The 24953-nt window shown below is 61.4% G+C and carries 24 protein-coding genes; 20 read left to right on the top strand and 4 right to left on the bottom strand.

Annotation, left to right across the window (positions count from 1 at the left end; genetic code table 11):
• Positions 1 to 107: 107 nt before the first annotated feature.
• A complete protein-coding gene (locus tag ACM6IM_RS17320; RefSeq protein ID WP_414865812.1) occupies positions 108 to 1178 on the bottom strand; it encodes an isocitrate/isopropylmalate dehydrogenase family protein in 1071 nt (356 codons plus the stop codon).
• Positions 1179 to 1440: 262 nt separating this feature from the next.
• Between ACM6IM_RS17320 and rraA the strand changes: the two genes are divergently transcribed.
• Positions 1441 to 1923, top strand: a complete 483-nt coding sequence (rraA, locus tag ACM6IM_RS17325; protein ID WP_414865813.1) for a ribonuclease E activity regulator RraA — start codon at positions 1441 to 1443, stop codon at positions 1921 to 1923.
• Here the strand turns inward: rraA and ACM6IM_RS17330 are convergent.
• Positions 1916 to 2854 carry a GntR family transcriptional regulator gene (locus tag ACM6IM_RS17330; RefSeq protein ID WP_371049674.1) on the bottom strand — a complete coding sequence of 313 codons (939 nt, stop codon included), beginning with the start codon at positions 2852 to 2854 and terminating at the stop codon, positions 1916 to 1918. The two genes, rraA and ACM6IM_RS17330, sit on opposite strands and share 8 nt — an antisense overlap.
• A 221-nt stretch (positions 2855 to 3075) precedes the next feature.
• Between ACM6IM_RS17330 and ACM6IM_RS17335 the strand changes: the two genes are divergently transcribed.
• The 9 genes from ACM6IM_RS17335 to ACM6IM_RS17375 all read left to right on the top strand — a co-directional run bounded on the left by ACM6IM_RS17335 (position 3076) and on the right by ACM6IM_RS17375 (position 11475).
• Positions 3076 to 3735 (top strand): aspartate/glutamate racemase family protein, encoded by a 660-nt coding sequence (locus tag ACM6IM_RS17335; protein ID WP_371049598.1) that lies wholly within the window; start codon positions 3076 to 3078, stop codon positions 3733 to 3735.
• A 27-nt stretch (positions 3736 to 3762) separates the two neighbouring features.
• Positions 3763 to 4551 carry a hydroxypyruvate isomerase family protein gene (locus ACM6IM_RS17340; protein WP_414865814.1) on the top strand — a complete coding sequence of 263 codons (789 nt, stop codon included), beginning with the start codon at positions 3763 to 3765 and terminating at the stop codon, positions 4549 to 4551.
• Between the two features lie 133 nt (positions 4552 to 4684).
• Positions 4685 to 5428: an acetoacetyl-CoA reductase gene (phbB, locus tag ACM6IM_RS17345; RefSeq protein ID WP_056854789.1), complete on the top strand. Its 744-nt coding sequence runs from the start codon at positions 4685 to 4687 to the stop codon at positions 5426 to 5428.
• Positions 5429 to 5548: 120 nt separating this feature from the next.
• Positions 5549 to 6883: a CitMHS family transporter gene (locus ACM6IM_RS17350; RefSeq protein ID WP_414865815.1), complete on the top strand. Its 1335-nt coding sequence runs from the start codon at positions 5549 to 5551 to the stop codon at positions 6881 to 6883.
• A 286-nt stretch (positions 6884 to 7169) separates the two neighbouring features.
• On the top strand, positions 7170 to 7841 hold the full coding sequence (locus ACM6IM_RS17355; protein ID WP_201190856.1) for an FCD domain-containing protein: 672 nt from the start codon (positions 7170 to 7172) through the stop codon (positions 7839 to 7841).
• Positions 7842 to 7948: 107 nt separating this feature from the next.
• On the top strand, positions 7949 to 8881 hold the full coding sequence (locus tag ACM6IM_RS17360; protein ID WP_414865816.1) for a 4-hydroxyproline epimerase: 933 nt from the start codon (positions 7949 to 7951) through the stop codon (positions 8879 to 8881).
• Positions 8878 to 9993, top strand: a complete 1116-nt coding sequence (locus ACM6IM_RS17365) for an NAD(P)/FAD-dependent oxidoreductase (RefSeq protein ID WP_414865817.1) — start codon at positions 8878 to 8880, stop codon at positions 9991 to 9993. Before ACM6IM_RS17360 ends, ACM6IM_RS17365 begins: the two co-directional genes overlap by 4 nt.
• A complete protein-coding gene (locus ACM6IM_RS17370) occupies positions 9986 to 10222 on the top strand; it encodes a (2Fe-2S)-binding protein (protein WP_414865818.1) in 237 nt (78 codons plus the stop codon). The genes ACM6IM_RS17365 and ACM6IM_RS17370 overlap by 8 nt, the downstream gene beginning before the upstream one ends.
• Complete coding sequence (locus tag ACM6IM_RS17375) at positions 10219 to 11475, top strand: FAD-dependent oxidoreductase (RefSeq protein ID WP_414865819.1); 1257 nt, start codon at positions 10219 to 10221, stop codon at positions 11473 to 11475. Before ACM6IM_RS17370 ends, ACM6IM_RS17375 begins: the two co-directional genes overlap by 4 nt.
• Before the next feature lie 140 nt (positions 11476 to 11615).
• On the opposite strand, the gene ACM6IM_RS17380 is transcribed toward ACM6IM_RS17375, so the two are convergent.
• The gene (locus ACM6IM_RS17380; protein ID WP_201190866.1) at positions 11616 to 11933 is read right to left on the bottom strand and encodes a DUF6124 family protein; all 318 of its coding nucleotides are present in this window, start codon (positions 11931 to 11933) and stop codon (positions 11616 to 11618) included.
• A gap of 1070 nt (positions 11934 to 13003) precedes the next feature.
• On the opposite strand from ACM6IM_RS17380, the gene ACM6IM_RS17385 reads away from it, so the two are divergent.
• From ACM6IM_RS17385 to abaF, 9 genes are all read left to right on the top strand, one after another.
• Entirely contained in the window at positions 13004 to 13753 is a 750-nt protein-coding gene (locus ACM6IM_RS17385; protein ID WP_414865820.1) for a helix-turn-helix domain-containing protein, read from the top strand.
• A 230-nt stretch (positions 13754 to 13983) separates the two neighbouring features.
• Entirely contained in the window at positions 13984 to 14802 is an 819-nt protein-coding gene (locus ACM6IM_RS17390; RefSeq protein WP_414865821.1) for a transporter substrate-binding domain-containing protein, read from the top strand.
• Positions 14803 to 14812: 10 nt separating this feature from the next.
• Positions 14813 to 16588, top strand: coding sequence for an aconitase X (locus tag ACM6IM_RS17395; protein ID WP_414865822.1), 1776 nt, complete (start codon positions 14813 to 14815; stop codon positions 16586 to 16588).
• The gene (locus ACM6IM_RS17400) at positions 16581 to 17246 is read left to right on the top strand and encodes an amino acid ABC transporter permease (RefSeq protein WP_201190871.1); all 666 of its coding nucleotides are present in this window, start codon (positions 16581 to 16583) and stop codon (positions 17244 to 17246) included. Before ACM6IM_RS17395 ends, ACM6IM_RS17400 begins: the two co-directional genes overlap by 8 nt.
• A gap of 10 nt (positions 17247 to 17256) precedes the next feature.
• Entirely contained in the window at positions 17257 to 17907 is a 651-nt protein-coding gene (locus ACM6IM_RS17405; RefSeq protein ID WP_192304507.1) for an amino acid ABC transporter permease, read from the top strand.
• Positions 17900 to 18622 carry an amino acid ABC transporter ATP-binding protein gene (locus ACM6IM_RS17410; RefSeq protein WP_192304509.1) on the top strand — a complete coding sequence of 241 codons (723 nt, stop codon included), beginning with the start codon at positions 17900 to 17902 and terminating at the stop codon, positions 18620 to 18622. Before ACM6IM_RS17405 ends, ACM6IM_RS17410 begins: the two co-directional genes overlap by 8 nt.
• A gap of 133 nt (positions 18623 to 18755) precedes the next feature.
• Positions 18756 to 19784, top strand: a complete 1029-nt coding sequence (locus tag ACM6IM_RS17415) for a trans-3-hydroxy-L-proline dehydratase (protein ID WP_414865823.1) — start codon at positions 18756 to 18758, stop codon at positions 19782 to 19784.
• A 127-nt stretch (positions 19785 to 19911) separates the two neighbouring features.
• Positions 19912 to 20829 (top strand): dihydrodipicolinate synthase family protein, encoded by a 918-nt coding sequence (locus ACM6IM_RS17420; protein WP_192304513.1) that lies wholly within the window; start codon positions 19912 to 19914, stop codon positions 20827 to 20829.
• Positions 20830 to 20902: 73 nt separating this feature from the next.
• Positions 20903 to 22300 (top strand): fosfomycin efflux MFS transporter AbaF, encoded by a 1398-nt coding sequence (gene abaF, locus ACM6IM_RS17425; RefSeq protein WP_414865824.1) that lies wholly within the window; start codon positions 20903 to 20905, stop codon positions 22298 to 22300.
• Positions 22301 to 22425: 125 nt separating this feature from the next.
• On the opposite strand, the gene ACM6IM_RS17430 is transcribed toward abaF, so the two are convergent.
• Positions 22426 to 23433, bottom strand: coding sequence for an Ldh family oxidoreductase (locus tag ACM6IM_RS17430; protein WP_414865825.1), 1008 nt, complete (start codon positions 23431 to 23433; stop codon positions 22426 to 22428).
• 393 nt (positions 23434 to 23826) lie between these two features.
• Here ACM6IM_RS17430 and ACM6IM_RS17435 point away from each other — a divergent pair, with 393 nt between their 5' ends.
• Positions 23827 to 24951, top strand: coding sequence for a carbon-nitrogen hydrolase family protein (locus ACM6IM_RS17435; protein WP_414865826.1), 1125 nt, complete (start codon positions 23827 to 23829; stop codon positions 24949 to 24951).
• Positions 24952 to 24953 lie beyond the last annotated feature (2 nt).

The following is a 24953-nucleotide window of genomic DNA, read 5'->3' on the forward strand; positions in this document are numbered from 1 at the left end:
CGTGCCCTCCTCCTTTGGATACCTAAAAGGAGAACAGGCGTTTTCTTGTTATAGATCCGCAACGCTCCAGATAACGGGCGACATGCCTGGCATGCCACCCGTTTCAATCAGCCCAGAATGACTTTGGCTACCGCTTCGCCGAACGCTTTGGTACCGCTGGAGCCGCCCAGATCAGGCGTGCGCTGCTTAGGATCCTGCAGCACAACATCCACTGCCTTTTCCATTTCCAGGCCGGCCTTGATCAGCGCTTCCTTGTTGTGGTGCTCGCCCATCCACTGCAGCAGCATGCCAACGGACAGAATCATCGAAACCGGGTTGGCCTTGTCCTGCCCGGCGATATCCGGCGCAGAGCCATGCTGGGCCTGAGCGCAGCAATGAGTGTCGCTGGCCATCATGGAACCGGCCAGACCCAGGCTGCCCGACAGTTCACTGGCAAGGTCGCTGATGATGTCGCCGTAGAAGTTGGTCGCAACCAGAACGTCGAAGCGCTCAGGGCTACGTACCAGGTGGGCAGTGGAGGCATCGACCAGCAGATCGTCCAGCGCGACCTCCGGGAAGTCCTTCGCTACATCACGAACGCATTCCAGGAACAGCCCGTCGGTCATGTGGAAGCTGTTGGCCTTGTGAATGGCGGTGACCTTCTTGCCACGCTTCATCGCCAGCTCGAATGCACGGCGGGCGATACGCTCGCTGCAATGACGAGTGATTTTACGAGTGGATAAAGCCATATCCGGAGTCGGCATCACTTCGCCCCAACCGCGGCTCATGTTGCGATCTGGATAAAAGCCTTCAGTCGCTTCACGCATGATCACCAGGTCCATGGTCTTGCCTTCCTTCATGTTGGAAGTCAGGAATGGACGGGTACGGGCAGGACGTACGTTGGCGTAGAGATCCAAGCCGATACGGAAACCGGCAGAAACGTTGCGACCGCCTTTTTCAGGCACTGGATAATCGGCGTGCGACTGGGTGCCGAGAATGATGCCGTCGTAGCCTTTGGCCTTTTCCAGCACTTCATCACGCAAGGTGGTGCCGTATTTATCCAGGCTTGTGAAACCGACATCGTCGTAATCGAAGCTCAAGCCCAGATCGAATTTTGTGTTGGCAGCCTTGAGCACCGACATCGAAGATTCAACGATTTCTGGACCAATACCGTCACCAGGAAGAACCAAAATACGCATCGCATACCCCTTACTTATTGTTTGAGCTGAATTTTTTCGAAGCCTGTGCGTGATGAACCGGCCCCATTTCTGTACATCGTAAATACAAAGTACAATATTGACGAGGCGAAGTCCTTAACCTTTTGCTCCCGTTCGTCCTGAGACGTTATGAGGAGCAGTTGCGCTATCGACCTCGACAGATTGCATTTTATTGCATGAATATTCAGTTTGTGCAACCTTTACGCTCAACGGTCACCCAATTCACCTTCCCAGGAGATTCCGCATGACAGTTAAAACCTCCGATCTTTGCGATCAATACCCAGACTCAATTCGCGTACTGGCCCCGATTTTTCAGGACTTTGGCGGCAAAAATGATTTCGAGGGACGCGCCTTCACCCTCAAATGTTTCGAGGACAATTCCCGAATCAAGGAAATAAGCAGTCTGCCGGGGCATGGCCGGGTGTTGGTGGTGGACGGAGGCGGCAGTGACCGCTACGCGCTGTTCGGCGATGTGATCGCTGAAGATCTGGTCAAGAACGGCTGGGCCGGTGTGATGATTTACGGTTACATCCGCGACAAAGCGGCATTACGTGACATGCCGATCGCCATCAAGGCACTGGGCACATCACCGCGAAAGACCGTCAAACGAAACGAAGGGCAGATTGGCATATCGGTGGAATTCGCCGGGCACACCATCGCCGATGGCGACCAGCTGTTCGGCGATGATGATGGTGTGGTGTTGTTAAACGAGCTGAGCGCTAGCTGACGACCGATATCTCAAGGCTGCGCTGGTATTCCAGCTCATCCTTGGCCTCTTTATCTGTTTTTTGCCGCCCGACCACATCAAGGTGGTTGCGTAGAAATTCCGCCGCCGCCTCTCGCTGTCCACTTTCGATGAGATCAAGAAGATGGATGTGTTCTTTACATTGGTTGATCAGGCGAGGCCGATCCACGTTGGCCTTGTAGGCCATGAAACGACGCAATTGGTTCTGGCGGCGGATTGCCTCAAGAAAAAAAGCGTTGCCCGAGCAGCGCACCACCAGCTCATGAAGCTGCGAACCGATCTGAAACAGCTGCGATCGCGACAAGGTGAAAATGTCGCCATCGAGCAATTGCTGCTGGATTTCCCGCGCTTTGGCAAACGCTGGCTTATCCACCTCGTAACCAGGTTCCAAAACGGCGGCCGGTTCGATTGCCATGCGAAAACGGTAGCTCTGAATATGGGCTTTGGAGTCATGCAGAAAACTGTTGATCTCCCACCCCTGCCCTGGCTTGCGCTCAATCATTGCCTCATTGGCCAGTCGGGTCAGAACCTTCATGAGCTGCCCTCTGGGCACCTCATATTTGCGCATCAATTCGGCTTCAAAAAAAGTCGTGGGAATGTCACCACGCAAGACGTCGTCAACAACGCGCAGGTAGAAGTCTTCAAAGGGATCGACTTCCAGAGGGAGCTTGCGACTGTCGATTCCTCGCGCGTCAGCCGTCAGGAAATAACCCCGGTTCGGCTCCTTGGTCGCCAGACCCAATTCGGCCAACAACGCAAAACCGCGTCGAATCGGAGACCGGGACACTCCCAACTCCTTGGCAAAAGACTCCTCGCGCAAAGGATCACCAGCGCGCATCGACCGGGCTCTGGCCATGTCGATGATCTTGGGTGCCAACTGCTCCGCAAGGTCTTTCTTTATCTTGGGCTTCATTTTGGCTGGTTCGCCCACCAAAGATTGTTGAAGAGTCGATTCTGCTGAATTCATGGAAACCGGTAATCAAAGGAGGATGACGTGCATAACCTGGTATGGAGTGATTACACCCGAGTCCAAGCTTTAAAGAAAAATAACACACCTGATGCACATCAACACGCCAGTGACCATTCAGGGCTTCACCGTACGACCACTTGACCTACAGCAACCAGGAAACCGTCATGACCGCACCACGCATCTATTTGATCCATGCAACGCCAGTAGCCATAGATCCCATCACTGAGGCGTTCACACGACTATGGCCTGAAGCCAGGCTGGCCAATTTATTGGAGGATTCACTCTCTAGCGATTTGACCGAGGCCGGTGAACTGACCCCGGACTTGAGCCAGCGGTTCTTGAAACTCGCGACCTACGCCGCAGAGTCCGGTGCTGATGCGATACTGTTTACGTGTTCGGCATTTGGTGAGGCGATCGATTTGTGCAAGCGCTCGCTGAGCATTCCGGTGCTTAAACCGAACGAAGCCATGATCGAGGCGGCCCTTCAACGCACAGCAAGAATCACCATCCTTGCGACATTCCAGCCGGCCATTGCATCGATGACCGAAGAGTTTTTAGCCCACGCGGGACAAACGGGCGTCGATATCGAGCTCGATACCCTTGTTTGTCCAGAAGCACTCGCCGAACTGCGCAAGGGAAATGCTGAACGCCATGACGCGCTGATCGTCGATTCAGCACGCTCCCCAACCAATAGCGAATTGTTGTGCTTTGCCCAGTTCTCCATGACCAGCGCAGCACAACAAGTGAGCCAAGCGAGTGGCTTGCCCGTACTGACAACACCCGACAGCGCCGTGTTGAAGCTGCGTGACCTTCTCAAAGCCTGATACAGATTGAATATTCAAGGAGTCCCCATGACCAGGTTGAACGCACACATCGGCTTCCAGTTTACGGAGTTGCCTTTCCTGGAGCGGTTCTCGGCAGCGGCCAACGCGGGTTTTCGAGCGGTCGAGTTTCCCTCGCCCTACGAATACGAAGCAGCGCAAATAGCCGAGCTTCTCTGCGAACATGAACTGCAGATGGTGCAATTCGCCGCGCCATCAGGACCAACCAAAGGCACTACCGGCATTTGCAGTTCAAAAGAAGTATTTCGATCGGATCTGATAAAAGCCGTCGACTATGCAAATGCACTCGACTGCCGAATGGTTCACCTGATGTCAGGCGTGTCGCAGGCTGCACTTGGGGTCATTGCCGATAGCAGCACTTACCGACGCAATTTGAAGTACGCCGTAGAGTTCTTGTCTGGAGAAGGCATCGAGCCTTTGATTGAAGTCATAAGCTCAGACGAAGTCCCAGGTTACCTGATGAGCCGATACGACTTCGCCGAAGAGATGCTTCAGACACTGCCCAGCCTCGGACTCATCCTGGACACGTACCACACCGAGCTTCTAGGCGAGGATTGCCTGCGCAAGCTCAATCAATGGTGGTCACGGGTAAGTCACATCCAGGTCGCCGACTTTCCCGGCCGCAACGAGCCAGGCACAGGCAACATCGATTTCCCAAAACTGCTCTCCATGCTGGAAGACCGCGCCTATCAGGGCTGGGTGGGTTGCGAGTACCGCCCTCGCTCCTCGACTCTCGATGGGCTGGAAGAACTCCGGAGGATCATGAAGCCGCATCCTCACGAGGATGACCGTTGGTAAGAAATCGTTTCTTTTTGGAGAAATTGTACTGCGTAATCTTGCAAAACAATTTCGAGTGGAGTTTATTAGCCATCAGTAGCCCTCGAAGGTTGCAGGCAATACTCCCAACAAAAAACACAACAGGAGTTTACGCATGAGCAAAAAGATCGCATTTGTTACTGCTGGCATGGGAAACCTGGGGACTGCAGTGTGCCAACGACTGGCACGTGACGGGTTCACCGTCGTCGCAGGGTGCGGCCCTGACTCCCCTCTGAAGGACACCTGGCTCGCCCAACAAAAGGAGCTCGGTTTCAACTTCATTGCTTCTGAAGGTAGCGTTGCTGATTGGGAGTCCTGCCAGAAGGCTTTCGATCAAATCAAGAAAAATGTCGGCCCCGTTGACGTTCTGATCAACAATGCTGGTACTGCTCGTAATGTTGTATTCCATGACATGCAGCCCAATGACTGGGCTACCGTCATCGACACCAATCTCAATTCGCTATTCAACGTAACCAAACAGGTTATCGATGGCATGGCCGAACGAGGCTGGGGACGAGTGATCAACATCTCATCGGTAAACGCTCAACTGGGCCAGGTGGGTCAGGTCAACTACTCCACTGCCAAATCCGCAATTCGAGGCTTCACTCGCGCACTGGCACGAGAAGTCGGCTCCCGTGGGGTCACCGTCAATACCGTCTCTCCTGGATACATTGCCACTGCCAAGCTCAAATCAGTCACCACGGCGGACGCGATGGATCGCATCATTCAGGACATTCCGACTCGTCGCCTGGGAACACCCGAGGAGATCGCAGCGGTATGCGCCTGGCTGGCCTCCGACGAAGCTGGTTACGCAAACGGCGCCGACTTCTCGCTCAATGGCGGCCTTCACATGAGTTGATACTCGTGTGAGACTCAGCGGCGACCCGCTGGATCAAACCAAAAATACAGCGGGAACCTTGATGCGCTTTTTTGCGCAGATCCCATAAAAACAATTGTACTTTACGTCAAGGTGATACAAATGCTCTCAATACTCGGCTACGGCATGATCGTGACCTTCATGGCACTGATCATGACCAAGCGGTTGTCGCCGTTGGTAGCGATGACAACAGTTCCGATCGTTTTCGCACTCATGGCAGGCTTCGGTCCGGACATGGGCAACATGATGATCGATGGCCTGAAAAAGGTAGCGCCGACCGCGGTCATGGTGATGTTCGCGATCCTCTACTTTGGCGTGATGTTCGATACAGGCCTGTTCGATCCGATCATTCGCAAGTTCATCAAACTGATCAACGGCGACCCGATGAAGGCCGTCGTCTTCGCGACCCTGCTGGCAGGCATGGTGTCGCTGGATGGCGACGGCTCGACCACCTACATGATCACCGTCACCGCGATGCTGCCTCTGTTCAAGCGACTCAGGCTCGAACCCTTGTCGCTGACCTGTGTGGTCATCCTGGCAGCAAGTGTGACAAACCTCTTGCCATGGGGCGGCCCACTTGCGCGCGCCGCAGCTTCCCTGCAGGTCGATACGTCCGAGCTGTTCATCCCGCTTATTCCCGTTATGGTGGTGGGCTTCCTAGGCGTTCTGGCGCTGGCCTACTTCATTGGTATTCGCGAGCGTCAACGTCTCGGAAAACTTCGCCTCTCAGTGGGGGCTGCCGCCACCGTTTTTGACGATGAGACTGACGAAGGTCTGCCTTCGATGTCAGACGAAAATGCCGAACTGCGTCGTCCAAAACTGTTTTGGTTGAACGCAGGCCTGACGATTGCCTTGATGGCTGGCCTGGTGGTGGAAATCCTGCCACTGTCCATTTTGTTCATGGTCGCGTTCTCCGTTGCATTGGTAATCAACTACCCACACATGAACGATCAGCGTCGTCGTATTTCCGCGCACGCTCCAACCGCTCTGAACCAGATTGCGATCTTCCTGGCGGCCGGCATCCTCGCGGGCATTCTCTCCGGGACGGGTATGGTCAACGCGATGTCCGCCAGCTTCCTGGCAATGCTTCCTGCGACCTGGGGCCCGTACATGGCTCCGATCACCGCGCTGGCGAGTATTCCGGGCACATTCTTCATGTCCAATGACGCCTTCTATTATGGTGTGCTTCCAGTACTCGCCAAGGCTGCCGAGGTCTATGGCATTACCCACGCTGAAATCGGCCGGGCCTCGCTGGTAGGTCAACCTGTTCACCTTCTGAGTCCTCTTGTGGCCTCGACCTACTTGCTTTGCGGTCTGGCTGGTGTGGAATTCAGCGACCACCAGAAATACACCATGAAATGGGCGTTTGCGCTTAGTTTCCTGATCCTCCTCGCTTGCTTGCTACTGGGCTTGTTCCCTCTGGCTGCTGGTATCTAAGGGGAAGTGAGGAACAACTGGCATCACCCGCTGCAAACCCTTAAAAAATCCCGGAAACAGCAATGTTTTCGGGATTTTTGGTTTTCGCTCGATTGAAGATCAACTTGGACCTGAAAGCCTGACGAAAATGACGTCACCACCGAAAAAATTGCGCCGCTGCTCGCTGTGCAGCGCCGTGATAGATGCTGCAACAGTTGCGCAATCGTCGGGTGCCGAGCGTTCGTCAAATCAAAGTAAAGGCAAATTCGTATACCATATCTGCAACTCAGTCCGAACGATCGCTGCCGTGACCCTACCCAAATTCAACGCTCCCGACCTGGGCAATGCGCCTTCCACCTCGGAAATCATTACCCGCCACCTGCGTGACGCCATCGTCGCCGGGCATTTCGCCGAGGACGAGCCGATCCGTCAGGACGACATCGCCCGCCAGTTCAACGTCAGCAAGATCCCCGTGCGCGAGGCCCTCAAGCGCCTGGAAGCCGAAGGCCTGGTGATGTTCCAGCGCAATCGCGGGGCGATGGTCACGCGGGTGTCCGATGCCGAACTGGCGCAGATGTTCGAAGTGCGCATGCTGCTCGAAGACAAGGTGCTGCGCCTGGCCATTCCCAACATGACCGAAGCCACCTTCGCCCGCGCCGAACGCATCTGCCAGGAGTTCGTCGGCGAGGATGACGTCGGCCGCTGGGCCGAGCTCAACTGGGAACTGCACGCCTGCCTCTACGAACCGGCGCAACGGCCGTTCCTGGTGAACCTGATCCGCTCGGTCAACGACAAACTGGAGCGTTACCTGCGCATGCAGATGAGCCTGTCGTCCGGCAAGGAGCGCGCCGACCACGAACACCGCGAGATCATCGCCGCCTGCCGCGCCGGTGACGTCGACCGGGCGGTGGGTTTGCTCGACGAACACATCGCCGGCGTGTGCAAGACCCTGTTCGAGCACCTGCCCCACCATCACTGACAGCCTGTGCCGATTTCGTCATCGGCGCAGAATAAAACCATCAAGCCGCCAGGCCCCGCACGGGCCACTCTTGCGTTCATCCATCCGAACGCAAGAGTGGCCCTTTCATGAAACGCATCACCGTGATCGACTCCCACACCGGCGGCGAACCGACCCGCCTGGTGACCGCCGGCTTTCCCGACCTGGGCAACGGCAGCATGGCCGAGCGTCGGCAACGGCTGGCGGAGCAACATGATGATTGGCGTGCCGCTTGCGTCCTCGAACCGCGTGGCAGCGACGTGTTGGTCGGCGCACTGCTGTGCGAGCCGGTCGACCTGAGCGCCTGTGCCGGGGTGATCTTTTTCAACAACACCGGCTACCTGGGCATGTGCGGCCACGGCACCATTGGCCTGGTGGCGTCGCTGGCACACCTGGGCAGAATCGGCCCGGGCGTGCACAGCATCGAAACGCCAGTGGGGACCGTGCAAGCCACCTTGCACCCGGACCACTCCGTCAGCGTACGCAACGTGCCGGCCTACCGTTACCGCAAGGCCGTGGCCGTGCAGGTCCCGGGGATCGGCGAGGTGGTCGGTGACATCGCCTGGGGCGGCAACTGGTTTTTCCTGGTCGCCGAACATGGCCTGCGTGTCGCCGGCGACAACCTCGATGCGTTGACCGCCTTCACCTACGCCGTGCAGCAGGCGCTGGACGTTCAGGGAATACGCGGCGAAGACGGCGGTTTGATCGACCATGTCGAGCTGTTCGCCGACGATGACCGGGCCGACAGCCGCAACTTCGTGCTTTGCCCCGGCAAGGCCTACGACCGTTCCCCTTGCGGCACCGGCACCAGTGCGAAACTGGCGTGCCTGGCCGCCGATGACAAATTGCAGCCCGGGCAGATCTGGCGCCAGGCCAGCGTGATCGGCAGCGAGTTCGAAGGCGCCTACGAATGGCAAGGCGAGCGCATCGTCCCGACGATTCGCGGGCGTGCCTTCATCAGTGCCGAAGCCAGCCTGATCATCGAACAGGACGACCCGTTCGCCTGGGGCATTCGCCCATGAGCCAAGGCCAGGCGGCCGATGTGATCGTGATCGGCGCCGGCATCGTCGGCGCCGCCTGCGCCCAGGCACTGGCCCGGCGCGGCTTGCGCGTGCGGGTGCTGGATGCCGGCCTGCACGGTGCAACGGCGGCGGGCATGGGGCACTTGCTGGTGCTGGACGACAACCCGGCCGAACTGGCCCTGAGCCAATACTCGCTGCAACGCTGGCGCGAGCACGCGCCGGACCTGCCCGACGCTTGCGCCTACCGCAGCAACGGCACGTTGTGGCTGGCGGCCAATGCCGAAGAAATGGCCGTGGCCGAGAGCAAATACCTGAACCTGCAAGCCCAGGGCGTCGCCTGCCAATTGATCGGTCGCCACGCCTTGCGCGAGCGTGAACCGGCGTTGCGCGCAGGCCTCGAGGGCGGGCTGTTGATCAACGGCGACGGCATTCTGTATGCCCCGGCGACCGCCCACTGGATGCTCGACAACGCCCATATCGAACAGCAGCGGGCGCGGGTCAGCGAGGTCGATGGCAACCGCGTGCGCCTCGACGACGGCCAGTGGCTGCACGCCGAAGCCGTCATCCTCGCCAACGGCATCCAGGCCAGCGAACTGTGCCCGGAGTTACCGATCGAGCCGAAGAAGGGCCACTTGCTGATCACCGACCGCTACCCCGGCAATGTCACCCACACGCTGGTGGAACTGGGTTATGTGACCAGCGCCCACAACGCCAAGGGACCTTCGACCGCCTGCAACATCCAGCCGCGTCCGACCGGGCAACTGTTCATCGGCGCCTCACGGCAGTTCGGCACCACCGACCCGCAGGTCGAGGGCTGGATGCTGGCGAAAATGCTCAAACGCGCCACCGAGTACATGCCGGGCCTCGCGCAGCTCAACGGCATCCGCGCCTGGACCGGCTTTCGTGCCGCCAGCCCCGACGGGCTGCCGCTGGTGGGCCAGCACCCGCAACGCAAAGGCCTGTGGCTGGCCGTCGGGCACGAGGGATTGGGGGTCACCACCGCGCCCGGCACCGCCGATCTGCTGGTCGCGCAATTGTTCAACGAGACGCCGCCGCTGGCGGCGCAACCCTATCTGCCGCAACGCTTTCTCGGGGAGGCCGTCTATGCCTGATGTGATTGTGGACGGCCACGCCCTGCGGGTGGCCGAGGGCACGACGATCGCCGCAGCGCTGACCCTGGCCGGTGACGGCAGCAGTCGCACCTCGGTCAGCGGCCAGCGCCGCGCACCGCTGTGCGGCATGGGTATCTGCCAGGAATGCCGGGTGACCATCAACGGCCGCCGCCGGCTGGCCTGCCAGACACTGTGCCAGGACGACATGCAGGTGCAGACCCGACCATGAACGAATACGCCGACCTGTTGATCATCGGTGCCGGCCCCGCCGGCATGAGCGCCGCCCTCGCCGCCGCGTCCAGTGGCGCACGCATTGTGCTGCTCGACGACAACCCGCTGCCCGGCGGCCAGATCTGGCGCGACGGGCCTCAGGCCCACCTGCCGAAACAGGCGCGACAGCTGCGCGAACGCCTGGCCGCCAGGGGCAATATCCACCGCCATCCCGGCACTCGCGTGATCGCCTGTCCCGGGCCCAGACAGTTGCTGGTGGAGAACGCCGATCGCGGATGGCTGATCGACTACGACAAACTGATTCTGTGTACCGGTGCCCGCGAATTGCTGCTGCCCTTCCCCGGCTGGACATTGCCGGGGGTCACCGGGGCGGGAGGACTGCAGGCGCTGATCAAGGGTGGCCTGCCGGTGCGGGGCGAACGCCTGGTGATCGCCGGCAGCGGTCCCTTGCTGCTCGCCAGCGCAGCCACCGCGAAACACAACGGTGCCCAGGTGTTGCGCATCGCCGAACAGGCGGCCTCAGCTGCCGTCGCCGGCTTCGCCGTACAACTGCCGCGCTGGCCGGGCAAGCTCGTACAATCCCTGACCCTGTTCGACCGCCAGTACCGCACCGGCACCCACGTCGTGGCGGCGTTGGGCGAAGAAAAGCTCGAAGGCGTGCGTCTGCGCCAACAGGGCAAAATCATCGAACTGGCCTGTGATCGCCTGGCCTGTGGTTTTGGCCTGATTCCCAACACGCAGTTGGGCCAGGCGCTGGGCTGCGAACTCGCGGGCACGGCACTCGCCGTCGATGCCTGGCAGGCCACGACCCTGGCCGATCACTACGCAGCGGGCGAATGCACCGGTTTCGGCGGCAGTGAACGGGCGCTGGTCGAAGGGGCAATCGCCGGACATGCCGCCGTCGGCAACAGCGCAGCGGCCGAACAGTTGTGGCCACGCCGGGCGCGCTGGCAGGGCTTTGCCCGGGCGCTGAACAAGGCCTTCCGCCTTGACCCACAACTCAAGGCACTGGCACACGCCGACACCTTGGTCTGCCGCTGCGAAGACGTACCCTACGCGGCCATTGCCGGACACACGGATTGGCGTAGCGCCAAACTGGCCAGCCGCTGCGGCATGGGCGCCTGCCAGGGCCGCGTATGTGGCGGGGCCTTGCAGTACCTGTTCGACTGGCAACCCTCGGCCCCCAGACCGCCGTTCAGCCCGGCGCGGATTGAAACGTTGTTGTGTGTGGACGAGACCCCGCCGGGGTGAAGGGGTGATGGGTTGAACACTGGAGATCCAATGTGGCAGCGAGCCTGCTCCGGGCGGCGTTCCGACGAGGGTCTTCAACGATGACGCGAGCCGTCTGAGGGCCCGCGTCGCCTGGGCATTTCTCGCGAGCAAGCGCGCTCCTACACGGGATCGAGGTTATCCAGCGCGCGATTCACCGCCAGGTCGGCGAGCATGATGATTTGCTGGATGCCCAACAGCATGTGCCGTTGCGGGCCGTCGACGAACACCGAGAGATCACCCGCCATGACGCTGGCCGAAGCCAGTGATTCGCACGCACTGGCCAACAGGGTTTCAGTGTCGACGTCCGGGGCGATGAGGAACAGGGTGCTGGGGGTGTGGGGGGATGCGGAATTTGACAGCGTGGGGTCAAAGCCCAAGTCGTCCACTGTTTCGTTTTGTTGGGATGATTCAGGGGGATTCGGTGTTGGTTTTGGCATGATGAAAGCTCCGTTTACAGATTTAGCTGCACCATTCGGTTCCAAGCGAAAGGTGGCAGCTGCACGCGGGTTGGAACCCGGGGTAAACGGAACCCGGCAGACCCGAAGGTCTCCCGCGCACAGCCGCCATAACGAAGTGCTGAAAAGCGCGCAAGCATACGTTATGAAGGGCGCTTTTGCGCCGTTTACTCATCGGGGTTCCACGCCCGACCGCTGAATTGGCAGCGATGCGCAGACATTAGGGAGCCACGCCAAAGCACACAAGCCGGCAGATTCTGGCGAAGTTGTAGGCAAAGGCGCAAGGCAAGACCAATGTGGATTCGTCTGACAGAACCACCCCTGCAGGAGCGAGCTTGCTCCGGGCGGCATTCCGACGAGGGTGGCTCAGACACCGCGAACATTCAGGCAGCCTGCGCTATCGTTGGCGACCCTCGCGAGCAAGCTCGCTCCTACAGGGGTTCGCGATACGCTGCTTTGGCTGTTGATCTTGCTTTTGATCCACCCGCCCCTTCGGCAGGCTGAGTGGAGGCATTCATCCGGGGAGCGGGCGCGCAGCGCCGTGCGGCGAAGCCGCACACATCGAGAGGAGGTGCAGCGCAGCAAACCGGAGGCGATGTCCCCGGATGGATGCCGGAGCGAAGGAACGCCGAGCCCAAGCGAGGGGCCGGACGCTTGGGGCGAGCCTTTTTGGTTACTTTTTTGGCGTTTGAAAAAAGTGACCCGCTGTAAGAGCGGAACCATAGGCGGCCGTTACCGCAGCAATGGATATGTACACCAGCAAGAACAGGGTCGACAGACAAACCGACATCGCGAGCAGGCTCGCTCCCACAGGGGATTGTGTACACCCGAAAAAGCAGCGTCAGCTATAAGGCCGCCATCGCTGGCAAGCCAGCTCCCACAAGGATCGTGTACACCAACAAACCGAGGTCAACTGCACCACTGCCATCGCGAGCAGGCTCGCTCCCACAATGGGAGACACAACCCACTGAGTTAAGCGACCACCCCAAGGGTTCCAGCCACGACGCCGAGTCATTATGATCCCAACGTCGCCCACCAGGCCCCTCCCCCCTATGTTCCCGTCACTCACTGCCTTCAAACCTTGCGACCTGCCCACGCTGCTGAGCAGCCTGCAACCGATCGCCACGCTGCTCGACACCCTGTCGGACGTGGCGTTTTTCATCAAGGACAGCGAGGCGCGCTACGTCTTCGTCAACCAGACACTGGCCTTGCGTTGCGGCTTCAAACAGCGCGAAGACCTGCTCGGTCTGACCGCCGACCAGGTGTTCCCGGCGCGCTATGGCCCGCTGTACACCGCACAGGATCGGCGGGTGCTGTCCACCGGCCGCGAGCTGATCGACCAACTTGAACTGCATCTGTACCTGGGCAACCAGCCGGTCTGGTGCCTGACCCACAAACTCGCGCTGCACAATGAACAAGGGCAGATCGTCGGCCTCGCCGGGATCTCCCGCGACCTGCAACTGCCGCAGTCCAACCATCCAGCCTTCCAGAAACTGGCTGCGGTGGACGCGCACATCCGCCGGCATTTCGCGCGCCCGATCAGCCTCGCCGAGTTGACCGCCATCGCCGGGTTCTCCGTGGCGCAACTGGAGCGCCATTGCAAACGGGTGTTCCAACTCACGCCCCGACAGATGATCCACAAGTCGCGCCTGGAAGAAGGCTCGCGACTGCTGCTGGACACCGACCTGCCCATCACCGACATCGCCCTGCGCTGCGGTTACACCGACCACAGTGCGTTCAGTCGCCAGTTCCGCGCCCTGACCAGCCTCTCTCCCAGCCAGTATCGCGAAGGTCGCCGTTAAAATGTTCCGTTAAGGGGCGCTGCACATTGGCCGTGCTCCCTTCCGTAACACCTTCCTCCTCCCCTTCCTTCCGACAGTCTCCCCTCGTTTTGCGCCAACCGCCCTGACTCGCGGGCTGCTGGCCTTTCGCTCGGAAACGGCCATTTCGGCACGCTGCTTGCTAACAGTTAATATCGTATACGAAATCCTCGATACGATATCTAACAGCACTTTCCGATCACGAGGCTTCTATGAAAAACCCCGCATTTGCCGTAGCCCTCAGCGCTGTTCTCAGTACCTCCTTCATCGCCACCGCCCAGGCCGACAAACTCGACGACATCATCGGCTCGGGCAAGCTGCGCTGCGCCGTCACCCTGGACTTCCCGCCCATGGGCTTTCGCGACGCCAGCAACAACCCGGCCGGTTTCGACGTGGACTATTGCAACGACCTGGCGAAAATCCTCGGGGTCGAGGCAGAAGTGGTCGAGACGCCGTTCCCGGACCGTATTCCGGCGCTGGTCTCCGGGCGGGCCGACGTGATCGTCGCTTCCACTTCCGATACCCTCGAACGCGCCAAGACCGTTGGCCTGACCGTGCCGTATTTCGCCTTCCAGATGGTCGTGCTGACCCGCGACAACACCGGCATCAACAGCTTCAACGACATCAAGGGCAAAGCGCTGGGCAACACCAGCGGCACCTTTGAAGCCATCGCCCTGGAAGCCGACGTGAAGAAATGGGGCAGCGGCACCTTCCGCGCCTATCAGTCGCAGAACGACACCCTGCTGGCGGTCGCCCAGGGCCACATCGACGCCACCGTCGTGACCAACACTGTTGCAGCGGCAACGATCAAGTCGGGCAAATACAAAAACCTGAAGATCGCCGGCAATGCGCCCTACACCATCGACTACGTGTCCCTGGGCGCCAAGCGCAATGAGTACGGCCTGCTCAACTACCTCAACCTGTTCGTCAACCAGCAGGTGCGCAGCGGTCGCTACAACGAGCTGTTCACCAAATGGGTCGGCACTGACATCCCGCCGACCGACCTGACCGTACCGAAGGTCTACTACTAAGGTGTCCGGCATGCCTGGGTCCAATGCTCTCAAAGGTCGCAGCCTGATCCCGGGCAGCGCCCAGGGCGCCTTGCTGTTCGCCGATGTCGGGCTGAGTTTCTGGGGCGGAGTCGACCCTTGCAGCGGTGAGGTGATCGACCGTCACCACCCGCTCTGCGGCGAACACCTGGCCGGGCGTGTGCTGGCCATTCCCAGCGGACGTGGTTCGTGCACCGGCAGCAGCGTGTTGATGGAGCTGATCAGCAACGGCCATGCACCGGCCGCGCTGGTACTGGCCGAAGCCGATGAAATCCTGACCCTGGGCGTGCTGGTGGCGCAGACCATTTTCGGGCGTTCCCTGCCGGTGCTGTGCATCGGCCGGGAGGCCTTCGCCGCCTTGCGCGGCAAAGCCTTTGCCCGCCTTGAGAATACTGCGCTGAGGCTGTTCGATCACGTGCCCGTCGATACCTGGCAAGCAACCGCTGCGCCACCGACCGACGAACCCAGCGAGGTGCTCGAACTCAGCGCGCTCGACCGTGCACTGCTCGACGGCGCGCACGGCAAAGCCGCGCAGATGGCGATGCAGATCGTCTTGCGCATGGCCGAACTGCAAGGCGCGCCGCGGCTGATGGATATCACCCAGGCGCACATCGACGGCTGCATCTACACCGGGCCTGCGAGCCTGCGCTTTGCTGAACGACTGGTGCAGTGGGGCGCGAAGGTTCGCGTTCCCACCACCCTCAATTCGATTTCCGTGGACCAGCGTCGCTGGCGCGAACTGGGCATCGACCCGGCGCTCGGCGAGCCGGCCAGTGCCCTGGGTGATGCGTACATGGCGATGGGAGCGCAGCTGAGTTTTACCTGCGCCCCGTACCTGCTCGACAGCGCGCCCCAGGCCGGCGAGCAGATCGTCTGGGCCGAATCCAATGCGGTGGTCTACGCCAACAGCGTGCTCGGCGCACGGACCCTCAAATACCCGGACTACCTGGACATCTGCATCGCCCTGACCGGCCGCGCGCCCTTGATCGGCTGTCATCTGGACACGCACCGCAAGGCGCAACTGCTGATCGAATTACCGCCGTTGAGTGAACTCGACGATGCGTTCTATCCCTTGCTCGGTTACCACATCGGTGCCCTCGCCGGCAGCCGGATCCCGCTGGTGCTCGGGCTGGAGCAGCGCGCGCCGAACCTCGACGACCTGAAAGCCTTCGGCGCGGCGTTCGCCACCACGTCCGCCGCACCGTTGTTCCATATCGCCGGGGTCACTCCGGAAGCCCTGGACCCGGCGCAGGTGTTGGAAGCGGACACGCCACTGCCTGTGGAAAAGATCCGGTTGCAGGACCTGTTGCTCAGTTGGCGCGAACTCAACAGTGCCCAGGACCTGCGGGTGGGCATCGTGTCCCTGGGCAACCCGCACTTTTCACTCGGCGAGTTCGCCCACCTCGCCCGCCTGTGTCGTGGCCGCAGCAAACACCCCGATGTGGCGCTGGCCATTACCTGCGGTCGCGCGGTGCTGGAACAGGCCCGCACAGCCGGGCACCTCGTCGCGATCGAAGCGTTCGGCGCGACCCTGGTGACCGATACCTGCTGGTGCATGCTCGGTGAGCCGGTGATCCCGCCGGGCGCCACAACCCTGATGACCAACTCGGGCAAATACGCCCACTACGCACCGGGTCTGGTGGGGCGCGCGGTGCACTTCGCCAGCCTCGCCGAATGTGTCGACGCCGCTTGCACTGGCGCCGCCAGCGGACGCTTGCCGACCTGGCTGCAACCCGCCCTGCCGATGGAGAGCCCTGCGCATGTTTGACTACACCTTCCAATGGCGCGCCACCCTGCGCGCCCTGCCGGACATGCTCGCCGGCGCCTGGGTCACGTTCGAGACCGCCGCGCTGTCGATGATTTTCGGCGTGCTGATCGCCCTGGCGCTGACGGTCATGCGCGAAACCAGACAGCCGCTGCTGCGCGGTATCGGCAACGGCTGGGTCTCGATCGCCCGCAACACCCCGTCGCTGTTCCAGATCTACATCCTGTACTTCGGCCTTGGCTCATTGGGCCTGCACGTCAGTTCCTGGATCGCCCTGCTCGCCGGGATCACCTTCAACAACGCAGGCTACCTCGCGGAAAACTTCCGTGGCGGGCTCAAGGCGGTGCCCGGCACGCAAGTGCGCGCGGCTCGCTCATTGGGCATGAGTGCCTTCCAGGCCTACCGGTTGATCATCGTCCCGCAACTGCTGCGGATCGTGTTCTACCCCCTGAGCAACCAGATGGTCTGGGCGGTGCTGATGACCTCGCTGGGCGTGATCGTCGGGCTCAACAACGACCTTACCGGCGTGACCCAGGACTACAACGTCAAGACGTTCCGCACCTTCGAATATTTCACCATCGCCGCGGTGCTGTATTACCTGATCGCCAAGGCGATTGTCGCGACGGCCCGGCTGATGGCCTGGCGGTTGTTCCGTTACTGAGGACGTGACCATGCTTTCCACCAGCTTTACCTGGAACGATCTGTTGTTCCTGCTCAACGGCGCCTGGGTCACGTTGCAACTGACCTGCTGGGCCATCCTGCTTGGCACGTTCGCAGGGCTGCTTTTCGGTGTGCTGCGTGCCCTGTTGCCACGGGCCACGCTGCCACTGGCCTGGGTGCTGGACGTGTTTCGCAGCGTGCCGCTGTTGATCCAGTTCGTGCTGTTCAACTCGCTCAAGAGCATCGCCGGCCTGAACATCAGCGCCTTCAGCGTCGGCTGCATCGTGCTCGGGGTCTACGCGGCGGCGTACTTCACCGAGATCGTGCGCGGCGGCGTGCTCTCGGTGCCGCTGACCCTGCGCCGGGCCAGCCGCTCACTGGGCATGAGTTTCTTCCAGGACCTGCGCTGGATCGTCCTGCCGATGGCCACGCGGGTGGCGTTTCCCGGCTGGCTGAACCTGGTCCTGGGCGTCATGAAAGACACCGCGCTGGTGATGTGGATCGGCATCGTCGAATTGCTGCGCGCCTCGCAAACCATCGTGACCCGCATCCAGGAACCGCTGCTGGTGCTGTGCATTGCGGGCCTCATCTACTACGTCATGAGCCTGGTGGTCGCACGCCTCGGCGCTCGTCTGGAAACAAGGTGGCAGGAAAATGATTGAGATCGACAACGTACACAAATCCTTTGGCGACCTCGACGTGGTCAAGGGTGTCAGCCTGACGGTGAACAAGGGCGAAGTGGTCTCCATCATCGGTGGCTCCGGCTCGGGCAAATCGACCCTGCTGATGTGCATCAATGGCCTGGAGCCGATCCAGAAAGGCAGCATCCGCGTGGACGGTGTCGAAGTGCACCAGCGTGGCACCGACCTCAATCGCCTGCGGCAGAAGATCGGCATCGTGTTCCAGCAATGGAACGCCTTCCCGCACCTGACCGTCCTTGAAAACGTGATGCTGGCGCCGCGCAAGGTACTCGGCAAGAGCAAGGCCGAAGCCGAGGCACTGGCGGTGCAACAACTGACCCACGTCGGCCTGGGCGACAAACTCAAAGTGTTCCCCGGCAAGCTCTCGGGCGGCCAGCAACAGCGCATGGCCATCGCCCGCGCCCTGGCCATGTCGCCGGACTACATGCTGTTCGATGAAGCCACCTCGGCCCTCGACCCGCAGCTGGTCGGCGAAGTGCTGGACACCATGCGCATGCTCGCCGAAGACGGCATGACCATGGTGCTGGTGACGCACGAGATCCGTTTTGCCCGGGACGTGTCCGACCGCGTGGCGTTCTTTCGCAACGGTCTGGTGCATGAGATCGGCGCGCCCGACCAGGTGATCGGTAACCCCGTGCACGCCGAGACGGCGGCGTTTCTCAAGTCGGTGAAATAGCGGTGACGCCATCGCGAGCAGGCTCGCTCCCACAATGGATCTGCGGTGGGATCGAAATTTCCGATCCACAGAAGACCGGTGGGAGCGAGCCTGCTCGCGATAGTGCCCAAACAGACAACCCAAGGAGCAAACCATGCGCTCATCGAAAGTGATTCACGTAGTCAGTTGCCACGCCGAAGGGGAAGTCGGCGACGTGATCGTCGGCGGCGTCGCCCCACCGCCCGGCGCCACCGTGTGGGAACAGTCGCGCTGGATCGCGCAGGATGAAACCCTGCGCAACTTCGTGCTCAACGAACCCCGTGGCGGCGTGTTCCGCCACGTCAACCTGCTGGTGCCGGCCAAGGACCCTCGCGCCCAGATGGCCTGGATCATCATGGAGCCGGCGGACACACCGCCGATGTCCGGCTCCAATTCCCTGTGCGTGGCCACGGTATTGCTCGACACCGGCATCCTGCCGATGACCGAGCCGCAGACCCGGCTGGTGCTCGAAGCGCCGGGAGGCCTGATCGAAGCCGTGGCCGATTGCCGTGATGGCAAGGTCGAGCGGGTGGAGGTCAAGAACGTGCCGTCCTTCGCCGATCGCCTGGACGCCTGGATCGAGGTGGAAGGGCTCGGTGCACTCAAGGTCGACACCGCCTATGGCGGCGACAGTTTCGTCATCGTCGACGCCCAGGGCCTAGGCTTCGCCATCCGCCCCGATGAAGCCGCCGACCTGGTGGCGGTCGGGCTGAAAATCACCCGTGCTGCCAATGAGCAGCTGGGCTTTACCCACCCGCTGAACCCGGAGTGGTCGCACATTTCTTTCTGCCAGATCGCGGCGCCCCTGGTCCACGAGAACGGCATCGCCACCGGCGCCAACGCGGTGGTGATTCAACCGGGCAAGATCGACCGCTCGCCCACTGGCACCGGTTGTTCGGCACGCATGGCGGTGTTGCAGGCCAAGGGCTTGATGCAGGTGGGTGATCGCTTCATCGGTCGCTCGATCATCGGTTCCGAATTCCACTGCCGCATTGACTCGCTGACCGAAGTGACGGGCCGCCCCGCCATCTACCCGTGCATTTCCGGGCGGGCGTGGGTCACCGGCACTCACCAGTTGCTGCTCGACCCGAGCGATCCATGGCCTGAAGGCTACCGGCTCTCGGACACCTGGCCCGGCGCCTGAACGCAGCCGCGCTGCTCAGCCGGGCCGACGGCCCACGAAAATCCTGAAAAAACCGAAATAGCACTAGCCGATTCTTTTCATTTTAAATATCGTATACGAAATACAATTAACAAACCCGGAGGCAACAATGAGCAAGCGTATTAACTGGAGTGGCGTCTTCCCTGCCGTGACCACTCAATTCAACGACGACTTCTCGATCAACCTGGAAAAAACCCACGAGGTGATTTCCAACGTCATTCGTGACGGCGTGTCGGGGCTGGTGGTGTGTGGCTCGGTCGGTGAAAACACCTCGCTGACCGCTGAAGAAAAAATCGCTGTGACCGAAGTGGCGGTCGATGCCTCGCGCGGTCGTGTGCCGGTGATCTGCGGCGTGGCCGAGTTCACCAGCGTGCAAGCGGCCAAGGTGGCCAACTCGGTGCGCAAGGTCGGTGTCGATGGCGTGATGCTGATGCCGGCGCTGGTCTACGGTTCCAAGCCGTTCGAAACCGCCGAGCATTACCGCTACGTGGCGAAAAACGCCGACGTGCCGCTGATGGTCTACAACAACCCTCCGATCTACAAAAACGACGTGACCCCGGACATCCTGATTTCCCTGGCCGACTGCGACAACGTGGTGTGTTTCAAGGATTCCTCGGGCGACACCCGCCGCTTCATCGATGTGCGCAATGAAGTCGGTGACCGTTTCGTGCTGTTCGCCGGCCTCGACGACGTGGTGCTGGAAAGCATCGCCGTGGGCGCCGAAGGCTGGGTATCGGGCATGTCCAACGTGTTCCCGAAAGAAGGCGAAACCATCTTCCGCCTGGCCAAGGCCGGTCGCTTTGCAGAAGCCATGCCGATCTACGAATGGCTGATGCCGATCCTGCACCTGGACGCCCGCGCCGACCTGGTGCAATGCATCAAGTTGTGCGAAGCCATCGCCGGTCGCGGCAGCGCGCTGACCCGCCCACCACGCCTGGCCCTGCCGGAAGCCGATCGCGTGTTCGTCGAGCAGATCATGGCCAAGGCCCTGGCCAACCGTCCGCACCTGCCGGACGTCGGTCTCTGAGTGATTGCCGGGCGGGTCCTCGCGGACCCGGCCCGGTTGCCTGTTTTTTTGCGCCGCTACAGGAAACGTCAGCATGCCCAACACTCAACACGCCTCAAGCGCAACCACACCCTCGGGACTCAAGCGTGTCGTGGCCGCCGCCATGGCCGGCACCGTCGCCGAATGGTATGAATTCTTCCTTTATGGCACCGCTTCGGCACTGGTCTTCGGCCAGCTGTTCTTCCGCCAGACCGGCAGCGCCATCGACGGCATCATCGCCGCTTTTGCCCTGTATGCCGTGGGCTTCCTCGCCCGCCCGCTGGGCGGCCTGGTGTTCGGTCACTACGGTGACAAGTTCGGGCGCAAGCGCCTGCTGCAGTTGAGCTTGGTGGTGGTCGGCATCACCACCTTCCTGATGGGTTGCCTGCCCGGCTTCAACGAAATCGGCTACGCCGCGCCGGTGCTGCTGGTGTTGCTGCGACTGATCCAGGGCTTCGCCTTCGGTGGCGAATGGGGCGGTGCGATCCTGCTGGTGTCCGAGCACTGCCCGGACAATCGCCGGGGCTTCTGGGCCAGTTGGCCGCAAGCCGGAGTACCGGCGGGCAACCTGGTGGCGACGGTGGCCTTGCTGCTGTTGTCGTCGAACCTGTCGGAGGAAGCCTTCCTCGCCTGGGGCTGGCGCGTGGCGTTCTGGTTCTCGGCGGTCGTGGTGTTGATCGGCTACTGGATTCGCACCAGCGTCGATGACGCACCGATTTTCAAGGAAGCCCAGGCCCGTCAGGCGCAGACCAAACAACAGCAACTGGGCGTCGTCGAAGTGCTGCGCCACCACTGGCGCTCGGTGCTGGTCGGCATCGGCGCACGGTTCGCCGAAAACATCCTCTACTACACCGTCGTGACGTTCTCGATCACTTACCTGAAACTGGTGGTGCACAAGGACACGACGGAAATTCTGCTGCTGATGTTCGGTGCCCACCTGCTGCACTTCTTCATGATTCCGCTGATGGGCTACCTGTCCGACCTGGTGGGGCGCAAACCGGTGTACCTGACCGGCGCGGTTTTCACTGCATTCTGGGGCTTCGTCGGCTTCCCGATGATGGACACCGGCAACGCCTGGCTGATCATGGCCGCCATCACCCTGGGCCTGGCCATCGAGTCGATGACCTACGCGCCCTACTCGGCGTTGATGGCCGAAATGTTCCCGACCCACGTGCGCTACACCGCGTTGTCGCTGTGCTACCAGGTGGCGCCGATCTTCGCCGGCTCTCTCGCGCCGCTGATCGCCATCACCCTGCTCAACAAGTACCAGAGCTCGACACCCATCGCGTTGTATCTGGTCGCCGCTTCGCTGATCTCCATCGTCGCCGTCGGCCTGACTCGGGAAACCCGTGGCAAGTCGCTGCATCTGGTCGACAGCGAGTCCGCCGCGCGCGTCGCCGCCGTCAACGGCAACGCGGCGGGTGCCACCCGCCCGGACGGTTCGCTGGCCTGACGTGCGACCCTGCGGGAGCCGGTTCACGGGCTCCCGCAGCCGATATCACATGCCTTCATCGCAGGAGTCTGCCTGAGCGCCAGCCACTGCCAATCGGTGGCGCTCTCTTCTCCTCCCGACCCGTCCTATCCCAGCATCGCCTGCAGATCGTGATACAACGCCTCGGGGATCTGCACGCCTTCCACCAGGCTGCGCGCGCGCGCCTCATACCGCCGCTGCGACGGCAACCGTGCGCCCTGGCCCTGGATGCTCTCGAACAACACTTCGGCCCGTGCCAGGTGATGCCCGCTGGCCTCACCGAGAAAACGCTGTGGATCGAAAGCGATGATCAGTTCGCCATGGTAAGGCGAGGACTTGCTGCCAGCGTCGTATGCCAGTGATTCGGCACTGGTGAGGTCGCCGATCAACGGCCCGGCGATCAGTTCGACCATGGCCGCCAGCGCCGAGCCTTTGTGCCCACCGAACGTCAGCATCGCGCCGGCATCGAGCACCACGTTGGCATCGGTGCTCGGCTGCCCCTGCGCGTCGACGCCCCAGCCCTCGGGAATCGACTTGCCCGCGCGTCGATGCAGTTCGATGTCGCCCCGGGCAATCGCACTGGTGGCGAAGTCGAAGACAAACGGCTCCTTGCCCGGACGCGGCCAGCCGAACGCAATGGGGTTGGTGCCAAACACCGGTTGATGGCCACCCGCCGGCGCGACCCAGGCATGGCTGGGGTTGCAGGCCAGGGCCACGAGCCCGGCGGCGGTCAGTTGCTCGATCTCGACCCACAGCGCAGAAAAATGCACACAGCGGTTGATCGCCAGCGCGGCAATCCCGTTGGCCCGGGTTTTCTCCATCAGCAACGGCAGCCCGGCCTGGAACGCCAGCTGCGAGAACCCGCCGGCGGCATCGACACGCACGATCGACGGCGCCTGATCGATCACCTGCGGCTCGGCAGCGGCCGCCACCTTGCCCGCTCTGAGCGAATTCACGCAGCCCAGCACCCGGTACAGGCCATGGGAGGCGCAACCATCGCGCTCGCCGGCAATCACCGTGGCGGACACGGCCTGGGCGTGGGCAAGGTTGAAACCGTTGTGCAGCAAGATCGATTCGGCCAGCTCGCGAGCCTCGGCCAGGGTCAGTCGGATCATAATCCACTCCTTGAACAGACCGTCCAGACTGGCTCACTCGCCGCGCCGAGGCTTGATCGCTTTAGGCAGGGACAATGACGAATTCAGCACATTGGCGATCAAGCCGCAGCAGCGCCCACACTGAACCGGTGTGCGAACGACTGAAACCATCGGTGGAGCGAGCCTGCTCGCGACAGCGGGCTGACAGCCAGCATCGCAGTGCCTGTACAGCCGTTATCGCGAGCAGGCTCGCTCCCACACTGGATTCCGGTCGTTCACGGAATGTGCACGCACAACAAAAAAAATGAAAAAAACAGGGCTGGATCTCCCCCTAAGCCGTTGTTTTACCGTAGCCTCGAACCCACGCTGAATGCCAAATCATCCACCCTGTACACGGCTGTAGACTGTTTTCCCATGCGCAAACTTTTGTACCTGACGTTCTCCATGGCGTTGATCGCCGTCCTGACGACCTACGCCATGTGGGCCGCGGATCGTCCGGCGGGGCATTACCTGTCGGACCTGCGGATCGACCTGGCCATCGACCAGGGCACGCCTGCCGACCGTGGCAACCTGCTGGGCATCCAGCCGGAACTGTTTCCCACCGACTATCAGAGCCCCGACCGCCTGCACCGCAAACTCGCGGCCTATCTGCAAAAAGCCCAGGCGCAGGGCCTGCTGAACGAGAAAACCATCGTCGTACTGCCCGAACACGTCGGCACCTGGTTGATGGTCAGCGGTGAAAAAGACGAGCTGTACCAGGCCAATACCATCAAGGAAGCCATGAACTGGCTGGCGGTGAGCAACCCCGTGAAGTTCTTGCGCGCCCTGATCAGCGCCCGCGGTGAAAACCGCCTGGATGATGCGCACTTGCGCATGAAAGCCAAAGGCATGGCCAAGGATTACCAGGCGCTGTTCGGTGGCCTGGCGAAAGAGTTTCATGTGACGCTGGTCGCCGGCTCCATCGTGCTGCCCGAGCCGAGTGTCATCGACGGCACCCTGAAAGTCGGCCCAGGCGCGCTGTACAACAGCAGCATCGTGTTTGGCAGCGACGGTGTACCGATTGGCCAACCCCAGCGCCAGATGCACCCGGTGTTCGCCCGCAACGATGAGACAACGCCCCCTGGCAAGCCATCGCTGACGGTCATCGATACCCCCGCCGGGCGCCTCGGCGTGCTGATCGGTCGCGACAGCTGGTACCCCGACAACTACCGCCAGCTCGACGCTCAGGGTGCACAATTGGTGGCCGTGCCAGCGTTCGTCAACGGGCGCGGAACGTGGGATCAACCCTGGCGCGGTTTGAAGGACCTGACCTCCGCCGCTGTCAGCCTCAAGGCCGGCGAAGTCAGTGAAGGCCAGGCCTGGCACCGCCTCACACTCACCACGCAACCGGGCAGCCAGGCCATCGCGGGCATGAGCGTGTTCCTGCGTGGACAGTTCTGGGACCAGGGCAGCGCCGGGCAAAGTTTCCTCAGCCGCAATGGACAGCATTTCGCCAGCGACCCCGTGCGTGGTGCGCGTTTGCTGAACCTGTGGCTGTAATC

Source organism: Pseudomonas sp. IT-P12 (assembly GCF_949767465.1).
Taxonomy (GTDB): Bacteria; Pseudomonadota; Gammaproteobacteria; order Pseudomonadales; family Pseudomonadaceae; genus Aquipseudomonas.

Bases quoted from the DNA above. Each gene is read 5' to 3' on its own strand.
- ACM6IM_RS17320 (WP_414865812.1), bottom strand. From the start codon at position 1,178: ATGCGTATTTTGGTTCTTCCTGGTGACGGTATTGGTCCAGAAATCGTT.
- rraA (WP_414865813.1), top strand. From the start codon at position 1,441: ATGACAGTTAAAACCTCCGATCTTTGCGATCAATACCCAGACTCAATT.
- ACM6IM_RS17330 (WP_371049674.1), bottom strand. From the start codon at position 2,854: ATGAAGCCCAAGATAAAGAAAGACCTTGCGGAGCAGTTGGCACCCAAG.
- ACM6IM_RS17335 (WP_371049598.1), top strand. From the start codon at position 3,076: ATGACCGCACCACGCATCTATTTGATCCATGCAACGCCAGTAGCCATA.
- ACM6IM_RS17340 (WP_414865814.1), top strand. From the start codon at position 3,763: ATGACCAGGTTGAACGCACACATCGGCTTCCAGTTTACGGAGTTGCCT.
- phbB (WP_056854789.1), top strand. From the start codon at position 4,685: ATGAGCAAAAAGATCGCATTTGTTACTGCTGGCATGGGAAACCTGGGG.
- ACM6IM_RS17350 (WP_414865815.1), top strand. From the start codon at position 5,549: ATGCTCTCAATACTCGGCTACGGCATGATCGTGACCTTCATGGCACTG.
- ACM6IM_RS17360 (WP_414865816.1), top strand. From the start codon at position 7,949: ATGAAACGCATCACCGTGATCGACTCCCACACCGGCGGCGAACCGACC.
- ACM6IM_RS17365 (WP_414865817.1), top strand. From the start codon at position 8,878: ATGAGCCAAGGCCAGGCGGCCGATGTGATCGTGATCGGCGCCGGCATC.
- ACM6IM_RS17370 (WP_414865818.1), top strand. From the start codon at position 9,986: ATGCCTGATGTGATTGTGGACGGCCACGCCCTGCGGGTGGCCGAGGGC.
- ACM6IM_RS17375 (WP_414865819.1), top strand. From the start codon at position 10,219: ATGAACGAATACGCCGACCTGTTGATCATCGGTGCCGGCCCCGCCGGC.
- ACM6IM_RS17380 (WP_201190866.1), bottom strand. From the start codon at position 11,933: ATGCCAAAACCAACACCGAATCCCCCTGAATCATCCCAACAAAACGAA.
- ACM6IM_RS17385 (WP_414865820.1), top strand. From the start codon at position 13,004: ATGTTCCCGTCACTCACTGCCTTCAAACCTTGCGACCTGCCCACGCTG.
- ACM6IM_RS17390 (WP_414865821.1), top strand. From the start codon at position 13,984: ATGAAAAACCCCGCATTTGCCGTAGCCCTCAGCGCTGTTCTCAGTACC.
- ACM6IM_RS17395 (WP_414865822.1), top strand. From the start codon at position 14,813: ATGCCTGGGTCCAATGCTCTCAAAGGTCGCAGCCTGATCCCGGGCAGC.
- ACM6IM_RS17400 (WP_201190871.1), top strand. From the start codon at position 16,581: ATGTTTGACTACACCTTCCAATGGCGCGCCACCCTGCGCGCCCTGCCG.
- ACM6IM_RS17405 (WP_192304507.1), top strand. From the start codon at position 17,257: ATGCTTTCCACCAGCTTTACCTGGAACGATCTGTTGTTCCTGCTCAAC.
- ACM6IM_RS17410 (WP_192304509.1), top strand. From the start codon at position 17,900: ATGATTGAGATCGACAACGTACACAAATCCTTTGGCGACCTCGACGTG.
- ACM6IM_RS17415 (WP_414865823.1), top strand. From the start codon at position 18,756: ATGCGCTCATCGAAAGTGATTCACGTAGTCAGTTGCCACGCCGAAGGG.
- ACM6IM_RS17420 (WP_192304513.1), top strand. From the start codon at position 19,912: ATGAGCAAGCGTATTAACTGGAGTGGCGTCTTCCCTGCCGTGACCACT.
- abaF (WP_414865824.1), top strand. From the start codon at position 20,903: ATGCCCAACACTCAACACGCCTCAAGCGCAACCACACCCTCGGGACTC.
- ACM6IM_RS17430 (WP_414865825.1), bottom strand. From the start codon at position 23,433: ATGATCCGACTGACCCTGGCCGAGGCTCGCGAGCTGGCCGAATCGATC.
- ACM6IM_RS17435 (WP_414865826.1), top strand. From the start codon at position 23,827: ATGCGCAAACTTTTGTACCTGACGTTCTCCATGGCGTTGATCGCCGTC.